Source organism: Kribbella catacumbae DSM 19601, assembly GCF_000372465.1.
GTDB lineage: Bacteria > Actinomycetota > Actinomycetes > Propionibacteriales > Kribbellaceae > Kribbella > Kribbella catacumbae.
Window position 1 is genome coordinate 176,858 of record NZ_AQUZ01000003.1, and the last position, 19,288, is coordinate 196,145.

The following is a 19,288-nucleotide window of genomic DNA, read 5'->3' on the forward strand; positions in this document are numbered from 1 at the left end:
ATGACGTCGGGACGGATCACTTGCCCTGGAAGGTGGGCTTCTCCTTGGCGACGAAGGAGGCGACGCCGTTGCGGTGGTCCTCGGTGCCGCCGGTGAGGTTCATCTTGCCGGCCTCGAACTCCAAGGCTTCGGCGAGCGTGCTCGTGGCGGAGTACAGGATGGACTGGCGAATGGCGCCATAGGCAACCGTCGGTCCGTTGGCGAGGCGGGTGGCCAGCTCGGCCGTGGCGGTGGCGAGCTCCTCCGCCGGCACCACGGACGTCGCCAGCCCGAGCGTGAGGGCCTCGGCCGCCGGGATCGTGCGGGGGAAGTAGAGCAGCTCGGTGGCTTTCGCCTGGCCGATCAGCCGGGGGAGGGTCCACGAGATCCCCGTGTCGCAGGACAGCGCGATGCCGGTGAAGGCGAAGTTGAAGCCGGCCGTCTCGGCGACCACCCGGAAGTCGCAGGCGAAGGCCATCGACGCGCCGGCACCGGCCGCGACTCCGTTCACTGACGCGATCACGGGCTTCGGCATCCCGGCCAGCGCCAGCGCGATCGGCGCGTAGTGGTCGGGGACGGTGCTCCACAGCGCGTCCATATCCCCGGACTGGAGCAGCCCGACATGCTCCTTCAGGTCCTGCCCGACGCAGAACGCCCGGCCGGTACCGGTCAGCACGACACACCGGACGGCCTCGTCCTCGGCTGCCGCCTGGACGGTGTCCCGCAGCGCCACCTTGGTCGGCGTGTCGAGCGAGTTCATCGCCTCCGGCCGGTTCAGGGTGATCGTGGCGACGCCCGCGGTCACGTCGTACGCGACAGAGTCACTCATCGTTGCTGGCTCCCAACATTCGGTGATAACAGGTCAGTGAACAGTCAGGCAGTTGTCCACGAAACGCCCGGCCGCGTGGCCCAGCCGGGTGGCGTGGAAATCGAAGAACGCGGCGGCCCGCGTACCGGCCCAGTCGTCCGGCAACAGCTCGGCCGGCAGACCGGGATCCACGAACAGGAACTTGCGCCATTCGTGCACCAGTTCCGACCGTACGGCGAACGCCTGCTCGTCGGTGACGTCGTCCCCGGCGCTCTCGGCCAGCGCCTTCGCCTCGTTCAGCCAGGCGTCGTACGACGCGCCGAGCTCGTCCAGCTTCCAGACCCGCCGGGCGAAGGCGGCCGCGTCGTCGTCGACCGGCGCGCGGAACCGGTCCACGGCGATCCCTTCCAGGTCGAGGATCTGGTCCACCTCGGCGTCGTTGCGCAGTCCGACCCAGGCGGCGTCGGACAGCGGAGCCCAACCCAGGAAGGAGAGTTGGCTGGCCAGCTGCTCGCGGCGGCGCGCGTTCGGCACCTCGCGCAGGATGCCCAGATGCCAGTGCTGGTCCCAGTCGCCGCGATTGTTGCCCTCGGACCCGGTCCGGTAGATCCGGGCGGCGGCGTCGTCGAGGCGGCGACGCGCCCGGGCGGTCAGTCCGTAACCAGGTTGTCCGTCGATCCGGACCGGCTCGAGCCAGCCCTGCCGGACCATCCGCGACACGGCGGTCCGGACGGCCGGCGGATGCACGCCCAGCGGGGCGAGCAGCCGGACCAGGGCGGCCACCGGTGCGCGCGCTCCACGCGCTCGCAGGTGGTCGCCGTACAGGTCGAAGAGGGCTGAACGGGCGTGCACGAGACCTGAGTCTGCCGTATGGTGCACGGCTCTGGCCCGCGATCGGGGATAATGGGTCGAGATACACAGTGCGATGCGCGCCGACGGCGCATCACTGCACGGGCGCCGGCGACGGATGGCCCGCGTGGTGTCGTCGCTCAACACCGAAGAGGGCAGTATCCAATGAGGGAAGGGGTGCGCGCATGGCGGCGATGAAGCCGCGGACGGGCGATGGTCCGCTCGAGGTCACCAAGGAGGGCCGGGGCATCGTGATGCGGGTTCCGCTCGAGGGCGGCGGTCGGCTCGTCGTCGAGCTGAACGCCGATGAGGCGACCGAGCTGGGGAACGCGCTCAAAGCCGTTGTCGGCTGATCCGAACTCCTCGGGGTGCTCCAGTGCACCCGTAACTACTCCACGACCCCGGTGGGTGCCTTTTCCGGCACCGGCCGGGGTCGTTACGGTTGCCTTCACAACTTTTTGATCAAACAGTGAGGACGTCAGGTGGCTCGCCGCAGCAGCGCCCGTAACACCTTCCCGACCCTGCCTGCCGTCGTCTGGCAGCCCGGGCTCCCCGTCCATGGGTCCCACACCTGGGTGATCGTGGTCGGCGAGGCGGGCCTGCCGAATGCCGCCAAGGAGGCCGGTGAGCGGCTGGGGGTCGACCTCGACCGGCTGCTCGAGGCGCAGCGCGGCACCGGGTTCAGCCCCGCGGCGGGGGCGACAGCGGCGTACCCGCTGCTGACCGGTGAGGTCGCCGAGGTGCTGCTGGTCGGCGCCGGCGACGGGTCCGCCAAGGACTTGAGACACGCCGGGGCGGCGATCGCCCGGTTCGGCCGGGGCAAGGACGAGCTGACCACGGTTGTTGCTGAAGGCATCGACGAGGAGGCGCTCCAGGGGTTCGCCGAGGGCCTCGTGCTCGGCTCCTTCACCTTCACCCGCAAGACGGTCGATCCGGGCAAGCCGGCGGTCGAGCGGATCGTGCTGACCGACGGTACCGAGGCCGATCGCGCCGACGTACTGGCCCGTGGCGTCGTCATCGGCCGGACCGGCTGGCTGGCGCGCGAGCTGGCCACCACCCCCTCGAACGAGAAGGACCCGGCGTGGATGGCCGCCCGGGCCACCGAGCTGGCAGGCCAGACCGGTCTGGACGTCCAGGTCTGGGACGAGAAGCAGTTGGAGGCCGACGGGTTCGGCGGCATCCTCGCGGTCGGCAAGGGCTCGACCCGCCCGCCGCGCCTCATCCGTCTCGACTACACCCCCGACGGCGCGACCAAGGACACCCCGTACGTCGTCCTGGTGGGCAAGGGCATCACGTACGACACGGGCGGCCTGTCGTTGAAGCCGCGCGAGAGCATGGTCTCGATGAAGCGCGACATGACCGGCGGCGGCTCGGTGATCGCGACCATGTCGGCCCTGCGCGAGCTCGGCGCGCAGGTCAGGGTGACCGGGCTGATCTGCTCGGCGGAGAACATGCCCTCGGGAACGGCGTACCGGCCGGACGACGTGATCCGGCACTACGGCGGGCGCACGACGGAAGTCAAGAACACCGATGCCGAAGGCCGGCTCGTACTGGCTGATGGGCTCGCCTACGCGGTGAACGAGCTGAAGCCCGACGTCCTCGTCGACGTCGCCACGCTGACGGGCGCGATCAAGGTCTCGCTCGGTTCGATGCTGTACGGCGGCTTGTTCGCTACCGACGACGGGCTCGCGGCTCAGCTGGCCGAGGCCGGTGAAGTGTCCGGCGAGCGGCTGTGGCGGATGCCGCTGCCGGACGTCTACACCGATCTGATCTCGACGCCGATCGCGGACTCGGTGAACAGCTCGAAGGGGCCGGGCTCGATCACCGCGGCGCTCTTCCTGAAGGCTTTCGCCGCCGACCTGCCGTGGGCCCACCTCGACCTGTCGAGCATCGCGGAGTCGCCCCGGGACGAGCTCGAGTACACCCTCGGCGCTACCGGCGCCGGAGCCCGCCTGCTCACCACCTGGCTGACCAGCAAGACCCCCACCGCGGGCATCGGCTGATCAGCTGAGCAAGCCCACATGTGGTGGGCTTGAACACCATGTGGTGACCGTGAACAAGGTCCTTCTTGTTCACGGTCACCGTCTTGTGTCCAAGCCCACCAGATGTGGGCTTGGCGCTTACGGGGTCAGGGACTCGTAGAGGGCGACTGTTCGGTCTTCGACGACTCGCGGGTCGAGGCGTTCTGGGGGCCGCGCGCGAGAACGTAGACGAACAGGGCCGCCATCACCGCGAAGCCGGCCCACATGGCCTGTTGCCAGCCGTCGACGAAGGACTCCTGTGCGGCCCGAATGAGCGCCTCAGCCTGCGGGCCGGCTCCCTCAGCAGCCGCGATGGCGTTGGCCACGCCCTCACGAGCGGTGTCGGCAGCGCCCTCGGGGACACCAGGCGCAGCGGCGAGCCGGCTGTCGATGGCGCTGCGATAGCCGGCCGACAGGACAGCTCCGAGTAGCGCGACGCCGAGCGCAGTACCGAACTCTCTGGTGACGTCGTTGAGAGCGGACGCGACTCCTTGACGTTCGCGGGGCAACGCCGTGGTGATGGCTTCGGTGGACGGGGTCATCGACAGGCCCATGCCTAGTCCCATGGCCAGCATTCCGGGTAGCACCGAGAGGTAGCCGCCCTCGACGGAGACGAAGGTGGCCATCAGAGCCAGGCCCGCGGCGCCGAGGAGGATTCCGGACGCCATGGTCGAGCGGCTTCCGATCCGCGCGGCAAGTCTCGGAGCCAGGCCGGAGGCGACCATCATCAGCAGCGCCATCGGCATGAGCGCCAGGGTCGAGCGCAGACCGGACCAGCCGAGCACTGCCTGGAAGTACGGGAAGAGGACGACGAAGATGCCCGCCTGTACGCCGAAGACGGCCAGCAGCGACACGGAACCACTGGCGAGTCCGCGCTCCCGGAAGAGCCGGACGTCGAGGAGCGGAGCGCGTTGACGCAGTTCCCACCCGATGAAGCCGACGGCAGCAAGGGCGCCGACGAGCAGACTCAGCAGTGTTTCGGGCGCCGTCCATCCCTTCTCCGGGCCTTCGTGGAGGACGAAGATCAGCCCGAGTACGGCGACCACCGACGTCAGCGAACCGATCAGGTCGAAGCCGTGCTCGGAGTCTTCGCGCGAGTTCGGGACGGACCGCAACGCCATCGTGGCGGCGGCAAGCACGAGTACGACCGGTAGCACGAAGAGCCATCGCCAGGTCGCCAGGTCGACCAGTACGGCCGAGAGGTACATCCCCAGGATGCCGCCACCACCGGCGACTGCGGTCCACACCCCGATCGCCTTCGAACGCTCCTGGTCGGGGAAGGTCGAGGTGATGACGGCGAGGGTGACCGGCATGATCATCGCTGCGCCCACGCCGCTGAGCAGCCGGGCGGCGAGCATGAGCTCGGTCGAGGTGGCGAGGCCGGCCGCCGCGCTCGCTGCTCCGAAGACGGCCAGGCCGGTGAGCAGTACCGGCTTGCGACCCCACCGGTCGCCGATCGCGCCGAGCGGCAGGAGCAACGCCGCCAGGCTGATCGTGTAGATGTTGATGATCCACAAGACGGTGCTCTGTGAGGCGCCGAACTCGACGGCGAGCTCTGGTTGGGCGACGTTCAGCCCCGAGACCGAGGCGATGACGGCCATCAGGGCGATGCAGACCGCGATCAGGATCGCGCGACGCCGGCGGGGGTCGTGGATGGTCGGGTCCGCGGGTCCCGCCGGGGCAGGGTGGTTCGTGCTCATGAGTTCCTCTCGCGTGGGTTTCTTGACGAGCGTGCGAGCATGAGGACGGTTGAGCAAACTTCGTTGCCGAATGGAAAATTGACCCAGATGAATGAATCGGTGGACCGCACGCTCGAGGCAGTGGGCCCGAGACTGAAACAGCTCCGGCAACGCCGCGACGTCACGCTCGTCGACCTCGCGGCGGAGACCGGTATCTCCACCAGCACCTTGTCCAGGCTCGAAGCGGGTCTACGACGCCCGACGCTGGAGCAGTTGCTTCCGCTGGCTCGCTTCTACGGCGTCACCATCGACGAACTCGTCGACGCCCCACCCACCGGCAATCCGCGCATCGCCCTGCGGCCCATCAACGGCAGCGACGGCTCGGTCATCCTGCCCCTGACCCGCAGGCCCGGCGGCATCCAGGCGTACAAGTTCGTCCTTCCGGCAGGTGCCGACGATGCCGAGCCCGAGCTGCGCACCCACGAGGGCTACGACTGGGCCTACGTCCTGAATGGCACCCTGCGCCTCGTCCTCGGCGAACACGACCTCATCCTCGAGCCCGGTGAGGCCGCGGAGTTCGACACCCGTACTCCGCACTGGTTCGGCGCCACCAGTTCAGGCCCGGTCGAGTTCCTCAGCCTGATCGGCAAACAAGGCGAACGAGCCCACATCCGGGTAGGCCCGAAGGCTCGCTCGTCAGAGTAGCCGCGGGTGAACCAGCTTCGCACCGGATCAGCTCTGGGGTGATCAGCTGAGCAGGGACTCGTAGAGGGCGACGGTCCGGTCGGCGACGGCGTCCCAGCCGAATTCGGAGACGGCTCGGGTGCGGCCAGCCTTGCCCATGGCCTCGGCCTTGGACGGGTTGGCCACCAGGTCGTTGATGCGCTCGGCCAGCTGGCGCTCGAAGGTGGCCGTGTCGTTCTCGTCGTAGTGGACGAGGGTGCCGGTGACGCCGTCGTCGACGACCTCGGGGATGCCGCCGACCGCGCTGGCGACGACTGCTGTCTCGCAGGCCATGGCTTCGAGGTTGACGATGCCCAGCGGCTCGTAGACCGACGGGCAGCAGAAGGCCAGCGCGTGGGTGAGGACTTGGCGGACCTCCTCGCGGGGGAGCATCTCCGAGACGACGAAGACGCCGTCGCGAGCAGCCTTGAGCTCGTCGATCAGGGCGTCGGTCTCGGCCTTCAGCTCGACCGTGTCCGCCGCGCCGGCCAGCAGGACGAGCTGCACCGAAGGGTCCAGCTGGAGGCCGGCGCGGAGCAGGTGCGGGACGCCCTTCTGGCGGGTGATTCGCCCGACGAACGTCACGTACGGCCGGTTCAGGTCGACGCCCAGCCGCTCCAGCACGTGGGTCGCCGGGTCCGGGTGGTAGAACTCCGCGTCGATGCCGTTCGAGATCACGTGCACCTTGGCCGGGTCGATCGACGGGTAGCAGGCGAGGACGTCGTCCCGCATCCCCCTGCTCACCGCGACCACGGCGTCCGCTGCCTCGTACGCCGTCCGCTCGGCCCAGCTCGACACCCGGTAGCCGCCGCCGAGCTGCTCGGCCTTCCACGGCCGGCGCGGCTCCAACGAGTGCGCCGTGACCACATGCGGTACGCCGTACAGGAGCTTGGCCCAGTGGCCGGCCATGTTCGCGTACCAAGTGTGGGAGTGGACGAGCTGGGAGCTGCCGACCGCGGCCGTCATGGTCAGGTCGGTGGAGAGGATGCGCAGTACCGCGTTCGCCTGCGGGATCCGCGGGTCGTCCTCGGAATGGGCGATCGCGCCGTTGCGCGGCTCACCCATGCAGTGCACGTCGACCTCAAGCAGCTTGCGCAACTCGCGAACGAGGAAATCCGCATGCACCCCCGCCCCGCCGTACACGTCCGGAGGGAACTCACGCGTCAAGATCGCGATCTTCATCCCCCGACCCTAGAGCATGTCGGGCAGTCCCCTGCGTGCTGCGCGGCACTCGGCACGGCACCTCGCCGCACTGGAGCAAAGGCCACGATGGAAAAACATCGAGGCCTTCACTCCAGCACGCCGAGCTACCGCACCGAGCACCTGCTCGCGACTGCAGGGGACTGCCCGACATGCTCTAAGCCACTTCACGACATCCTGGTCGGGACCCAGAAGCGCAGTTTGCCGTGGCGTTCGTCTTCGAGTTCGCCGCCGGCCGCGAGGATGACTTTGCGGGAGGGGTCGTTGTCCGCGTCGCAGGTGAGCAGAGCGGGATCGATGCCGAGCCGGGCGGCGATCGGCAGGGACTGGTTCAGCATCTGGCTGGCGTAGCCGCGGCGCCGGGCGGATGGGCGGACGCAGTACCCGATGTGGCCGCCGAGCTCCACCAGTGGGGGCGTCAGGTGGTGCCGGATGGACAGCCGGCCGAGCCAGTCGACGCCGTTGTCGACGAACCAGAGCACCGTCTGGTGCACCAGCCCCGGCGCCAGCTTCGTCTCCGGATCCGCCTCGGCCCGGATCGCTTCCACCAGCCGGCCGAACTCGGCGAGGTCCGCCGCCCTGTCCCGGCTCCAGTCCTCCTCGACCCCGATGATCGACCGTGCCCCCATCCACCGCTCCTGCTCCGGCCCCAGCTCGTCCCAAGCCTCGAGGAACGAACGGTGAACGACAGCAGTGGGTTCGATCAGGATCGGCATACACCCAGTGTCACGACACTCGCAACCGGCTTATGCAACGGGCCTTGGAAAGCTAAGGTGCGGACATGGCGAAGGCACCCAGAGTTCTCGGAATCGTGCTGGCCGGTGGCGAAGGGAAGCGGCTGATGCCGCTCACGGCGGACCGGGCCAAACCGGCCGTGCCGTTCGGGGGCAGTTATCGCCTGATCGACTTCGTGCTGTCCAATCTGGTCAACGCGGGGTACCGCAACCTGTGCGTGCTGACGCAGTACAAGTCGCACTCGCTGGACCGGCACGTCACGATGACGTGGCGAATGTCCACCCTGCTCGGCAACTTCGTCACCTGCGTGCCGGCCCAGCAGCGGCTCGGCCCGCAGTGGTACCAGGGCAGCGCCGACGCGATCTACCAGTCGATGAACCTGATCAACGACCACCAGCCCGACATCATCGTCGTGTTCGGCGCGGACCACGTGTACCGGATGGACGCCTCGCAGATGGTCGCCGACCACATCGCGCGCGGCAACGGCGTCACCGTGGCCGGCATCCGGGTACCACGGGTCGAGGCGTCCGAGTTCGGCGTGATCAAGACCGCCGACGACGGGCACACGATCGCCGAGTTCCTGGAGAAGCCGGCCGATCCGCCCGGGCTGCCGGACTCCCCGGACGAGACCTTCGCGTCGATGGGCAACTACGTCTTCAGCGCCGACGTCCTGGTCGAAGCCCTCCGCAAGGACGCAGCCAACCCGGCTTCGCGACACGACATGGGCGGCGACATCGTCCCGATGCTGGTTGCCGAGGGCAAGGCCGGGGTCTACGACTTCAAGGACAACGACGTACCGGGTGCGCTCGACCGGGACCGCTCGTACTGGCGCGACGTCGGTTCGCTCGACTCGTACCACGAGGCGCACATGGACCTGGTCTCGATCCAGCCGGTGTTCAACCTCTACAACTCCGACTGGCCGATCTTCACCTCGCACCCGCAGTTGCCGGGCGCCAAGTTCACCGACGACGCGACCGTCGGCGAGACGATCGTCTGCGCCGGCTCGATCATCACCGGCGCAGGAGTGGACCACTCCGTGCTCGGCGCCAACGTGATCGTCAGCTCCGGCGCGACCATCGAGCGCTCGGTGATCATGGACAACTGCAAGATCGGCGCCAACGCGGTACTGCGCAACGTCATCCTGGACAAGAACGTGATCGTGCCGGATGGCGTGCAGATCGGTGTCGACCCGGATCAGGACCGCGAACGCGGCTTCACCGTCAGCAAAGGCGGCGTGACAGCCATCGGCAAGGGCACGGTCATCGCCCCGTGAGTTCGGCTGAGGCTGAGGCGAAGGCGCTCGATGCCGGCGATCCGGGGCATCGGGAGCTGTTCGACATTCCGCCGGCGGATGGTGGCGCCTTCCCGGAGGTCGCGTACTTCGCCGGCAACTCGCTCGGGTTGCGGCCGAAGGCGACGCGGGTGGAGCTGCTCGCGGATCTCGACTCGTGGGCCGAGCTCGGCGTCGAGGGGCATCTTGACGCGGCCCGGCCGTGGTTGCCGTACCACTCGTTGCTGACCGGGCCGGCTGCCCGGCTGGTCGGGGCGCTGGAGAGCGAGACCGTGGTGATGAACTCGCTGACGGTCAACCTGCATCTGCTGATGGTGTCCTTCTACCGGCCGGCTCCGGACCGCTTCAAGATCGTGATCGAGGATTCGGCGTTCCCGTCGGACAGCTACGCAGTACGGTCGCAGGCTCGGTTCCATGGGTTCTCGCCTGATGAGGCGGTCGTGCGGCTCCGGCCGCGGCCCGGTGAGGATGTACTGCGTACCGCGGATGTCGTCGAGCGGATCAGCGACCCGGATGTGGCACTCGTGCTGCTCGGCGGGGTGAACTATCTGACCGGCGAGCTGATGGACATCCCGGCGATCACCGCGGCCGGTCGTGCGGCAGGCGCCGTCGTAGGCTGGGACCTCGCGCATGCGGCCGGGAACGTGCCGTTGTCCTTGCACGAGTGGGATGTGGACTTCGCCGCCTGGTGCTCGTACAAGTACCTCAACTCCGGGCCTGGTGCGCTCGCCGGGGTTTTCGTTCATGAGCGGCATCTCGATGCTCCGTTGCAGCGGTTCGAGGGTTGGTGGAGCACCGACGCGGCCAGTCGTTTCGAGATGGCTGCGGAGTCGCGTCCGCCCGCGTCCGCCGATGCCTGGCAGGTGTCGAACCCGCCGATCTTCTCGATGAGCCCGGTGCGGACGTCGCTCGAGTTGTTCGACCAGGTCGGCATCGGAGTACTCCGCGAACGCAGTCTGCGGCTGACGGCGTACCTGGAATCGCTGCTGGCTCTCATCACCCCGACCAGGCAGTTGCAGGTGATCACCCCTACCGATCCTTCGCGACGGGGCGCTCAGCTCTCGTTGCGCATCGGCGGTGGTCTGCGCGCCGGGGAGCTGGCGAAGGTGCTTCGCTTCGAGTTCGGAGTGATTGCTGACGCCCGCGAGCCCGACGTACTGCGGCTGGCGCCTGTGCCGCTCTACTCGCTGTACCACGACTGCTGGCGCGCAGTACAAGCGCTGGCCGAGGCTGTCCCGGAGAATGCATGAGCGAGCGTGTTGCCATCGTCGGTGCCGGTCTGGCCGGGAGCCTGCTCGGGTGCTACCTGGCGCGACGCGGGTTGTCGGTCACCCTGTACGAGCGCCGGGCGGATCCGCGAGCCGGGCAGCCCGAGCGTGGCCGATCGATCAACCTGGCGATCTCCGAGCGCGGGCTGGACGCGTTGCGGCGGATCGGGCTGGTCGACCAGGTGATGGCCGACGCGTTGCCGATGAAGGGGCGGATGATCCATCCGGTCGAGGGGCCGCTGGACTTCCAGCAGTACAGCGCCTCGGGGGAGCGGGCGATCAACTCGATCAGCCGCGGGACGCTGAACAACGCGCTGCTCGACGCGGCTACGGCGGCGCCCGGGGTGGAGGTGCTGTTCGAGCACCGGCTGGTGGAGCTGGACTCGGCTTCGGGGGCGATGGTTTTCGAGACGCCTGCGGGCAAGGTGAAGGCGACGGCGGACGTCGTACTGGGTGCTGATGGTGCCGGGTCGGCGGTCCGGGAGCAGTTGCTCGCCGAGGGTGCCGTGGGCGAGGACGTCGACTTCCTGGACTACGGGTACAAGGAGTTGAGCATCCCTGCGGTGGATGGGTCGTTCGCGCTGGATCCCGGTGCGTTGCACATCTGGCCGCGCGGTACGTCGATGATGATCGCGCTGCCGAACCCGGATCGGTCCTTCACCTGCACGTTGTTCTGGCCGGCCGGGAGTTTCGATGCCTTGAGCAACCGGGAGTCGATCGAGCAGCACTTCCGCGAGCACTATCCGGATCTGTTGCCGATGGCACCTTCGCTGGTGGACGACTACCTGCACAACCCGGTCGGCGTACTGGGCACGGTGCACACCCAACCCTGGCAGGCGCACGGCCGTACTGCGCTGATCGGCGACGCGGCCCACGCGATCGTCCCGTTCTACGGCCAGGGCGCGAACTGCGCCTTCGAAGACGTGGTCGAACTCGACCGCTGCCTAGCCGACACCGGCGGCTCCTGGGCCCGCGCCCTGCCTCTCTACGAACACCGCCGCCGCGAAAACACCGAGGCCATCGCTTCAATGGCGCTCGACAACTTCGTAGAAATGCGCGACAAGGTCGCCTCCCCAGCCTTCCGCCTGGGCAAACGCATCGAACACACCCTGGAACGAGCCCTCCCCGGCCGCTACGTCTCCCGCTACGAACTAGTCTCCTTCACCACCACCCCCTACGCCGAAGTCCACCAACGAGTCCACCGCCAACACCAATTCCTAGCCGCCGCAGTCCTACTCGGAGCAGCCGTACTAGGCGCCGCCACCCGAATAGCCCGCTCCGGCCGGAGAACGCCATGAGTGCGGGGTTGTGGCAGCCGGGGCTGTTGACTGGGCAGCCTGAGTCTGTCGGCCTGCTAAAGAACTTCGTTGACGGCTCCTTTGTCGAAGGCGGCTCGACCTTCGCGAAGTTCAGTCCGGTGACGGGGGAGCAGATCTTTGAAGTAGCTGAAGCGGATGCGGCGGCGGTAGATGCAGCCGTGTTGGCGGCTAAGGCAGCGCTCAAAGGTCCCTGGGGGCGGATGAGTGAGCACGAGCGGGCGGTCGTGCTCCGACGGGTGGCTGACGAACTGGAGCGGCGCTTCGACGACCTGGTCGCCGCCGAGGTGGGCGACACCGGCAAGTCGATCAGCCAGGCGCGCACGCTCGACATCCCTCGCGGCGCGGCGAACTTCCGCTCCTTCGCGGACTTCGCGACCACCGCCTCCACCGAGTCCTTCACGACCGTCCTCGCCGACGGCCGCCGAGCGCTGAACTACGCCGTCCGCAAGCCGGTCGGCGTGGTCGCGATCATCGTGCCCTGGAACCTCCCACTCCTGTTGCTCACCTGGAAGGTGGCGCCGGCGCTTGCCTGCGGCAACACTGTGGTGGTGAAGCCTTCGGAGGAAACCCCCTCCTCGGCAACCGTTCTCGCCGAGGTGATGGCCGCGGCCGGCGTACCGCCCGGGGTCTTCAACCTCGTGCACGGCTTCGGCCCGTCCTCCGCCGGCGAGTTCCTCACCAAGCACCCGGGCGTCGACGCGATCACCTTCACCGGCGAATCCGCCACCGGTACGGCGATCGCCAAGGTCGCCGCCGACGGCGTGAAAGCGGTCTCCTTCGAACTGGGCGGCAAGAACGCCGGCCTGATCTTCGCCGACGCCGACCTGGACGCGGCAGTCGAAGGATCCGTCCGCTCGGTCTTCACCAACGGCGGCCAGGTCTGCCTGTGCACCGAGAGGCTCTACGTCGAACGGCCGATCTTCGACGAGTTCTGCACCCGCCTGGCCGCCCGCGCCGCCGAACTCACCTTCGGCTGGCCCTCCGACGAGGCGACGGCCAACATGCCGCTGATCTCCAAGACCCATCGCGACAAGGTCCTCTCGTACTACGACCTGGCCCGCGCCGAAGGAGCCGAGGTGCTCACCGGCGGCGGCGTACCGGCGTTCGGTGATGCCCGAAACGGTGGTTGCTATGTGCAACCAACCGTGGTCACCAGCCTGCCCCCGGATGCCCGGACCAACACCGAGGAGATCTTCGGCCCGATCTGCCACATCGCGCCGTTCGACACCGAGGACGAGGCTTTCGCGCTGGCCAACAACAGCCAGTACGGGCTGGCGGCAACGGTCTGGACCCGCGACGTCGGCCGCGCCCACCGGGCCGGCGCGGAGCTGGAGGTGGGCATCGTCTGGGTGAACACCTGGTTCCTCCGCGACCTCCGCACCCCCTTCGGCGGCACCAAGCTCTCCGGCATCGGCCGCGAAGGCGGCAACCACTCCCTCCACTTCTACTCAGAACTAACCAACGTCTGCGTGGAGCTGTCATGAGGGCGCCAAAAAAAGACCCGGCCCACGAGGGGCCGGGTGCGTTATGAGTGCATCGTACTACAGCTCACCAGCCGGACGGTTTGGTATAGCGGCCGGCGGGGTCCCGAAGTTGGTGGACCTGAAAGTCTCTCGGGGTGAGCTTGCGCCACCAGTGCCGGCCGGCGCCGGTGATGTACTTGCCGTACTCGATGTAGTCGACACTTCCGGCTGCGACCAGCGCTTTGAGATAGACATCCTGCTCGGCGAATCCGGCGGGGTTGAAGGACTGGTCGATTCTGGCTGTGCAGTAGACGATTCGATCGACGACAGCGCCTGTCCAGCTCTGTTGTTCCGCGACAATCGTCGACACCAGGGCGCGGATATCGAGCCAGCGCCAGCCTGGCGTTTTGCCCAACTGATGCCAGCCTCCGTAGTTCAGATTGTAACCGTCGATGTATACGCCAACTCGCATAGTGACGAACCCTGCCGTCGGGCGAGGACAGAAAGCGTGGTCGAGGGCCCGGCTGTGGACGGAGAGGTCTCATGAGGTCTACGGCGAAGCTGGTCGCGGGGAAGGCGAAGCCGCGGGGGCGGTTCCCGCATGTGAAGGTGGCGAACGGGCTCGCGTATGTCTCGGGGACGTCTAGCCGGTTGCCGGACAACACGATCGCGGGGGCGTCGGTCGACGAGTTCGGGACAACCACCCTCGACATCCGGGTGCAGACGCGGGCGGTGCTGGAGAACATCCGGGACATCCTGGCGGCGGTCGATGCCGGGCTTGAGGATCTGGTCAGTCTGACGACGTACCTGGTGTCGATGAACGACTTCGGTGGCTACAACGAGGTCTACGGCGAGTACTTCGACGAGACCGGGCCGGCGCGTACGACGGTCGCAGTACATCAACTGCCGCATCCTCAGCTTTTGATCGAGATTCAGGCAATTGCGGCCCTCCCGGCAAACCAACACAGTCCGCAAAACACTGGAGAGGTGAAGTGATGGCGAATCTGGAGTCGACGAACTTCCCGGAGTGGATCGAGCAGAACAAGCACCTGCTGAAGCCACCGGTGGGCAACAAACAGATGTTCCCGACCGGCGACGACTTCATCACCATGGTGGTCGGTGGGCCGAACCAGCGGAGCGACTTCCACGTCGACCCGTACGAGGAGTTCTTCTACCAGATCAAGGGCACGATGCACGTCGACGTGATGACGGACGACGGGCCGGGCCGGGTGGACATCAACGAGGGCGAGATGTGGGTGCTGCCGCGCAACATGCCGCACTCGCCGCAGCGGGACGCGGACTCGATCGGCCTGGTGATCGAGCGAGTCCGCGAGCCGGGCACGCTGGAGAAGTTCCGCTGGTACTGCGCCAACTGCAACGCCATCGTGCACGAGGTCGAGCTGCAGGTGACCGACATCGTCGCGGACCTGCCGCCGGTCTTCAAAGCCTTCTACGAAAGCGAAGACGCCCGTACCTGTCCCGAGTGCGGCACCGTTCACCCAGGCAAGGGCTGATGCGGACGGTCGACGTCCACACCCACCTGGTCCCGAAGGGCTGGCCGGACCTCGCCCAGGCCTGCGGCGGGGACGGCTGGCCGTGGTTGCGGGTCGACTCCGAGCGGGACGCGATGATCATGGTCGGCGAGAGCGAGTTCCGGCCGATCGGGGCGCAGGCTTGGGATCCCGCCACCCGGCGCGCGGATATGGATGCCGATGGCATCGAGTTGCAGGTGGTCTCGCCGACGCCGGTGTTCTTCGCCTATGAGCGGCCGGCGGACCAGGCGGTCAAGGTGGCGCGGATCTTCAACGACCTGACGTTGGAGACGCTTGCCGGTGACAACAGACTCGTACCGTTCTGCCAGGTACCGTTACAGGATCCGGACGCTGCCTGCGCGGAAGTCGATCGTTGCCTGGCCGCCGGGCATGCCGGGGTCGAGATCGGCAACCACGTCGGCGACAAGGATCTCGACGACGCCGGGATCGTTGCCTTCCTCAAGCATTGCGCCGAGGTCGGCGCGCCGGTCCTGGTGCATCCGTGGGACATGCCGGGCGGGCCACGGCTCGACCGGTGGATGGCTCGCTGGCTGACCGGGATGCCCGCGGAGACCCATCTGTCCTTGCTGGCAATGATTCTGGGCGGTGCGTTCGACGAGTTGCCCGAGTCGTTGCGGATCTGCTTCGCCCACGGTGGTGGGAGTTTCGCCTTCTGGCTGGGCCGGGTGGAGAACGCCTGGCAGCGCCGTGGCGACGTAGTACGGGGGAAGTCTCAGCATCCGCCAAGCCACTATCTCGGGCGGTTCTCTGTGGATACTGTGGTGTTTGAGCAACCAGCATTGCGGTTACTGGTTGAGACCCTTGGTGAAGACCAGGTGATGGTTGGCAGTGATTACCCGTATCCGCTCGGTGAGCGACCGGTCGGAGAGGTTGTCCGGCGGGCCGACTGGCTCTCGGACGGTCAGCAGGTCAAGCTGGCGTCAGAGAACGCCCTGCGTTTCTTGGGCCTAGGTATCTGACTGGGAGGTCTGATGACTGAGGACCGCTCCGTACTGTCGCGTGAGGCACGTGAACCGGACGAGGAGCTGCGGTACGGCGAGCATGCGGACCAGGTGGTCGACGTCTGGCACGCGAAGGAGTACCGGCCGACGGTCGTGTTCATCCATGGCGGGTTCTGGCGGCCGGAGTACGACCGGACGCATGCCCGCCCGCTCGGCGAGGCGCTCGCCGACGAAGGGTGGCCGGTGGCATCGATCGAGTACCGGCGCGAACCAGGGCAGCCCGATCTGACCGCCGAGGACATCCGTGACATGCTCGACAGGTTGCCCGACCTGATGGACCTGCACGCCGGCTTCGTACTGACCGGGCACTCCGCGGGCGGCCACCTGGCTTTGTGGTCGGCGGCAACCTTCAACCCGGTACGGCTACGTGGCGTGGTCGCGTTGGCGCCGGTGGCCGACCTGCTGATGGCCGACCGCCTCGGGCTGGACGACAACGCAGTACAGGACTTCCTCGGCGGCGGCGTCCGCAACGACCTCGACCCAACCCACCTCCCGGCCCCGATCATGCCGGTCTCCATCGTCCACGGCACCACCGACAAGCGGGTCCCGATCGAAGTATCCGACTCATACATCACGGCCCACCCCACAGCCCGCCTCATCCCGGTCCCTGGCGCAGGCCACTACGACGTGATCGACCCGCGAACCCCCGCCTGGCACCAGGTAACCGCCGAACTAACCCGCTTCAGCAGCTAACGCCTGGCCGGGAGGGTCAGGCGCGTTTGACGGCGGCTAGGAGGCCGTTGCTGGTGGGGAGGAGGGCTGAGGTCAGGTCGTCGTTGTCGCGGATGGCCCTGATCAGGTCGCGGACGGCGGTGGTGTCGGGGTCGCGGTGGGACGGGTCGGCGACTCGGCCGCGGAGGAGGGCGTTGTCGAAGGCGACGACGCCGCCGGGGCGGAGGAGGCGCAGGGCCTCGTGCAGGTACGCCGTGTACTCGCGCTTGTCCGCGTCGCAGAAGACCAGATCGTAGTGGCCGTCGGTGAGCCGGGTGACCACGTCCAGCGCGGAGCCGGCGATCAGGCGGAAGCGGTTGGACGGGATGCCGGCGTCCAGGAAGGTCTTGCGGGCCAGGCGCTGGTTCTCCGCGTCGAGGTCCACGGTGGTCAGCGTGCCGTCGGAGCGCATGCCGCGAAGCAGCGCGAGGCCGGAGACACCCGTACCGGTACCGATCTCGACGACCGCCTTCGCACCCGCCGCGGCGGCCAGCATGCTCAGCGCGGAGGCCGCGCCCGGGCCGATCGAGGAGATGCCACTGTCCTCGGCGCTCGCCCGCGCACCGGTGACGACCTCGTCTTCACCGGTGTAGTCCTCGGCGTAGGCCCAGGACGTGGGGTCGATGCCCGTGGCGATGATGCCCTCCTTGATCGATGCCGCTGCGGTACTCATCCCTGCGCTGGTCATATATGGCGAAGCCTAGCGTCCCGAGGCGTCCGCTCAGCGCCTCCCGCGCGGAGGTTGCGCACTCCTGCTCGTAACTTGGGCCCCCGAGCAGATATGATCGTGTTGACTAGGCAGCAATCACCCGTCGAAGGAGGTACGAGCAGATGTCAGGACCGAATGACGTCGATGCCGGCTTCCTTGAAGATCGCCAGCTGCTCCTCGTCGGCCTGGGCGTCGGTGACGAGGGTGTCGATCTCGCTCAGCTCGCAGATCCGGGCGAAGGCGCGCTGGCCGAGCTTGCTCGAGTCGGCCACCACGACGACCTTGGCGGCCCGGCTGACGATCAGCTGGTTGATGTTCGCCTCGCCCTCGTGGTGGGCGGTGGCGCCGGTCTCGTCGATCCCGTCGACGCCGATGAAGGCGATGTCCAGCGACAGGTCGGCCAGGATCCGGTGCGACAGCGGGCCGATCATCTCGTACGACTGCGGCCGCGCGACGCCGCCGGTCAGCACCATCTTCACGTGCGGGCGGACGATCAGCTCGTTGGCGATGTTCAGCGCGTTGGTGACCAGGGTGAAGGCGGGCTCACCGTGCTCGGCCGACAGCTCCGGCCGGGTCGCCAGCGTGCGCGCCACCTCGGAGATCGTCGTCCCGCCGTTCATCCCGATCACCATGCCGCGGCGGACCAGGGTGGCCGCGGCCTGCGCGATCCGCTGCTTCTCGGAGGCGAAACGCGCGGTCTTGTAGCGCAGCGGCAGGTCGTAGGACACCGCGTTGGCGACTGCGCCGCCTCGGGTCCGGGTCAGGAGCTGCTGCTTTCCCAGGTGGTCCAAATCGCGCCGGATCGTCGCCGCGGACACGTGCAACTGCACCGCGAGCTCGTCGACATCGATCGCGCCCTTCTCGGCGAGCGATTCCAGCAACGTATTCAGGCGTTCATAACGCTTCACCCGGGCGTCCTCCTTCGCACAATCGGTCAGCCAGACGGCTGCCGGTTGGCACCATTCGATCACGTTCGAGCAGTTTCGACCATTACATCTCCGGAGACGACATGACCGACACGCCATTCGTGAGCACTGAGATCGCCACTCAGCCCGACCTCTGGCGGCAGGTGTCAACCGGTTTCGCGCAGTACGGTGGCGCATTGCCCAAGCCTGGTCAACGCGTGGCTGCCGTCGGCTGCGGCACATCGTGGTTCATGGCGATGGCGTACGCCGCCCTGCGCGAGGACCTCGGCCAGGGCCTGACCGACGCGTTCGCCGGGTCGGAGTTCCCGTCGGGACGCGAGTACGACGCGGTGGTGGTGATCAGCCGCTCCGGTACGACGACCGAGGTGCTCGACCTGATCCGTACCACCGAACTGCCCACGATCGCGATCACCGCGACGCCCGGTTCGCCGATCGTCGAGCTGGCCGGCCACACCATCATGCTGGACTTCGCCGACGAGCAGTCCGTCGTACAGACCAGATTCGCCACCACAACTTTGGCGCTGCTGCGGGCTTCGCTCGGGCAGGACCTCTCGCAGGCCGCCGCGGACGCCGAGGTGGCCCTCACGATCGACGTGGACGAGCTGGCGAAGCTGGAGCAGGTCACGTACGTCGGGACGCGCTGGACCGTCGGGCTGGCGCACGAGGCGGGCCTGAAGCAGCGCGAGTCGGCGTCGGCGTGGACCGAGGCGTACCCGGCCATGGACTACCGCCACGGCCCGATCGCGATCGCGCAGCCCGGTCGTGGCGTCTGGATCTTCGGCGAGCCGCCCGCCGGCCTGGTCGAGGACGTGGCGGCCACTGGCGCGACGATCGTCCACCACCCCGAGCTGGACCCGATGGCTTCCCTGGTGGTGGCCCAGCGAGTCGCGGTGGCCAAGGCGCTCGCCCTCGGGCTCAACCCCGACCAGCCTCGCAGTCTGAGCCGCTCGGTCATCCTGGACTGACCATGGGTCGGGCCCGGCCGGATGACTCCGGCCGGGCCCGACACAGGTAAGTAGCTAGTGGCGTGTCGCGCCAAGATTTTGACGCGAC

20 protein-coding genes are annotated in these 19,288 nt (G+C 67.9%); 12 read left to right on the forward strand and 8 right to left on the reverse strand.

Going from position 1 to position 19,288, the window contains the following annotated elements; genetic code table 11:
- Positions 1-16: 16 nt before the first annotated feature.
- Positions 17-808 carry an enoyl-CoA hydratase/isomerase family protein gene (locus tag A3ES_RS0104815; protein ID WP_020385650.1) on the reverse strand — a complete coding sequence of 264 codons (792 nt, stop codon included), beginning with the start codon at positions 806-808 and terminating at the stop codon, positions 17-19.
- Positions 809-841: 33 nt separating this feature from the next.
- Positions 842-1,639: a PaaX family transcriptional regulator gene (locus A3ES_RS0104820; protein WP_026162555.1), complete on the reverse strand. Its 798-nt coding sequence runs from the start codon at positions 1,637-1,639 to the stop codon at positions 842-844.
- A 182-nt stretch (positions 1,640-1,821) separates the two neighbouring features.
- Here A3ES_RS0104820 and A3ES_RS52355 point away from each other — a divergent pair, with 182 nt between their 5' ends.
- Positions 1,822-1,989: a DUF3117 domain-containing protein gene (locus A3ES_RS52355; protein ID WP_012923066.1), complete on the forward strand. Its 168-nt coding sequence runs from the start codon at positions 1,822-1,824 to the stop codon at positions 1,987-1,989.
- Positions 1,990-2,118: 129 nt separating this feature from the next.
- Positions 2,119-3,639, forward strand: coding sequence for a leucyl aminopeptidase family protein (locus tag A3ES_RS0104830; RefSeq protein ID WP_020385652.1), 1,521 nt, complete (start codon positions 2,119-2,121; stop codon positions 3,637-3,639).
- Between the two features lie 125 nt (positions 3,640-3,764).
- Here A3ES_RS0104830 and A3ES_RS0104835 read toward each other — a convergent pair whose 3' ends face one another.
- Positions 3,765-5,357, reverse strand: coding sequence for an MFS transporter (locus A3ES_RS0104835; protein WP_020385653.1), 1,593 nt, complete (start codon positions 5,355-5,357; stop codon positions 3,765-3,767).
- An 87-nt stretch (positions 5,358-5,444) separates the two neighbouring features.
- Here A3ES_RS0104835 and A3ES_RS0104840 point away from each other — a divergent pair, with 87 nt between their 5' ends.
- Positions 5,445-6,041 (forward strand): helix-turn-helix domain-containing protein, encoded by a 597-nt coding sequence (locus A3ES_RS0104840; protein WP_020385654.1) that lies wholly within the window; start codon positions 5,445-5,447, stop codon positions 6,039-6,041.
- Between the two features lie 42 nt (positions 6,042-6,083).
- Here A3ES_RS0104840 and glgA read toward each other — a convergent pair whose 3' ends face one another.
- Together glgA and A3ES_RS0104850 are read right to left on the reverse strand one after the other, a co-directional pair.
- Positions 6,084-7,241 carry a glycogen synthase gene (gene glgA, locus A3ES_RS0104845; protein WP_020385655.1) on the reverse strand — a complete coding sequence of 386 codons (1,158 nt, stop codon included), beginning with the start codon at positions 7,239-7,241 and terminating at the stop codon, positions 6,084-6,086.
- A 185-nt stretch (positions 7,242-7,426) separates the two neighbouring features.
- A complete protein-coding gene (locus A3ES_RS0104850) occupies positions 7,427-7,975 on the reverse strand; it encodes a GNAT family N-acetyltransferase (RefSeq protein ID WP_020385656.1) in 549 nt (182 codons plus the stop codon).
- Positions 7,976-8,040: 65 nt separating this feature from the next.
- Here A3ES_RS0104850 and glgC point away from each other — a divergent pair, with 65 nt between their 5' ends.
- From glgC to A3ES_RS0104870, 4 genes are read left to right on the forward strand one after another with little or no spacing between them, the layout of a single operon-like run.
- Positions 8,041-9,267, forward strand: coding sequence for a glucose-1-phosphate adenylyltransferase (gene glgC / locus A3ES_RS0104855; protein WP_020385657.1), 1,227 nt, complete (start codon positions 8,041-8,043; stop codon positions 9,265-9,267).
- Entirely contained in the window at positions 9,264-10,535 is a 1,272-nt protein-coding gene (gene kynU / locus A3ES_RS0104860) for a kynureninase (protein WP_020385658.1), read from the forward strand. The genes glgC and kynU overlap by 4 nt, the downstream gene beginning before the upstream one ends.
- On the forward strand, positions 10,532-11,851 hold the full coding sequence (locus A3ES_RS0104865; RefSeq protein WP_020385659.1) for an FAD-dependent oxidoreductase: 1,320 nt from the start codon (positions 10,532-10,534) through the stop codon (positions 11,849-11,851). The genes kynU and A3ES_RS0104865 overlap by 4 nt, the downstream gene beginning before the upstream one ends.
- Positions 11,848-13,356: a 2-hydroxymuconic semialdehyde dehydrogenase gene (locus A3ES_RS0104870; protein WP_020385660.1), complete on the forward strand. Its 1,509-nt coding sequence runs from the start codon at positions 11,848-11,850 to the stop codon at positions 13,354-13,356. Before A3ES_RS0104865 ends, A3ES_RS0104870 begins: the two co-directional genes overlap by 4 nt.
- 64 nt (positions 13,357-13,420) lie before the next feature.
- Here the strand turns inward: A3ES_RS0104870 and A3ES_RS46280 are convergent, their stop codons facing one another.
- Positions 13,421-13,807: a PIN domain-containing protein gene (locus A3ES_RS46280; RefSeq protein WP_020385661.1), complete on the reverse strand. Its 387-nt coding sequence runs from the start codon at positions 13,805-13,807 to the stop codon at positions 13,421-13,423.
- A gap of 71 nt (positions 13,808-13,878) precedes the next feature.
- Between A3ES_RS46280 and A3ES_RS0104880 the strand changes: the two genes are divergently transcribed.
- Genes A3ES_RS0104880 through A3ES_RS0104895 form a run of 4 tightly spaced genes read left to right on the forward strand, consistent with a single transcriptional unit; the run spans position 13,879 to position 16,582 of the window.
- Positions 13,879-14,331 (forward strand): RidA family protein, encoded by a 453-nt coding sequence (locus A3ES_RS0104880; protein ID WP_020385662.1) that lies wholly within the window; start codon positions 13,879-13,881, stop codon positions 14,329-14,331.
- Positions 14,331-14,849: a 3-hydroxyanthranilate 3,4-dioxygenase gene (locus A3ES_RS0104885; RefSeq protein WP_020385663.1), complete on the forward strand. Its 519-nt coding sequence runs from the start codon at positions 14,331-14,333 to the stop codon at positions 14,847-14,849. The genes A3ES_RS0104880 and A3ES_RS0104885 overlap by 1 nt, the downstream gene beginning before the upstream one ends.
- Positions 14,849-15,847, forward strand: coding sequence for an amidohydrolase family protein (locus A3ES_RS0104890; protein WP_020385664.1), 999 nt, complete (start codon positions 14,849-14,851; stop codon positions 15,845-15,847). The genes A3ES_RS0104885 and A3ES_RS0104890 overlap by 1 nt, the downstream gene beginning before the upstream one ends.
- Positions 15,848-15,859: 12 nt before the next feature.
- Positions 15,860-16,582: an alpha/beta hydrolase family protein gene (locus A3ES_RS0104895; protein ID WP_020385665.1), complete on the forward strand. Its 723-nt coding sequence runs from the start codon at positions 15,860-15,862 to the stop codon at positions 16,580-16,582.
- A 16-nt stretch (positions 16,583-16,598) separates the two neighbouring features.
- On the opposite strand, the gene A3ES_RS0104900 is transcribed toward A3ES_RS0104895, so the two are convergent.
- Positions 16,599-17,288: a class I SAM-dependent methyltransferase gene (locus tag A3ES_RS0104900; RefSeq protein ID WP_020385666.1), complete on the reverse strand. Its 690-nt coding sequence runs from the start codon at positions 17,286-17,288 to the stop codon at positions 16,599-16,601.
- Between the two features lie 146 nt (positions 17,289-17,434).
- Positions 17,435-18,217 carry a DeoR/GlpR family DNA-binding transcription regulator gene (locus A3ES_RS0104905; RefSeq protein ID WP_026162559.1) on the reverse strand — a complete coding sequence of 261 codons (783 nt, stop codon included), beginning with the start codon at positions 18,215-18,217 and terminating at the stop codon, positions 17,435-17,437.
- Positions 18,218-18,318: 101 nt separating this feature from the next.
- On the opposite strand from A3ES_RS0104905, the gene A3ES_RS0104910 reads away from it, so the two are divergent.
- Positions 18,319-19,200 carry an SIS domain-containing protein gene (locus tag A3ES_RS0104910; protein ID WP_020385668.1) on the forward strand — a complete coding sequence of 294 codons (882 nt, stop codon included), beginning with the start codon at positions 18,319-18,321 and terminating at the stop codon, positions 19,198-19,200.
- The last annotated feature ends 88 nt before the right edge of the window (positions 19,201-19,288 follow it).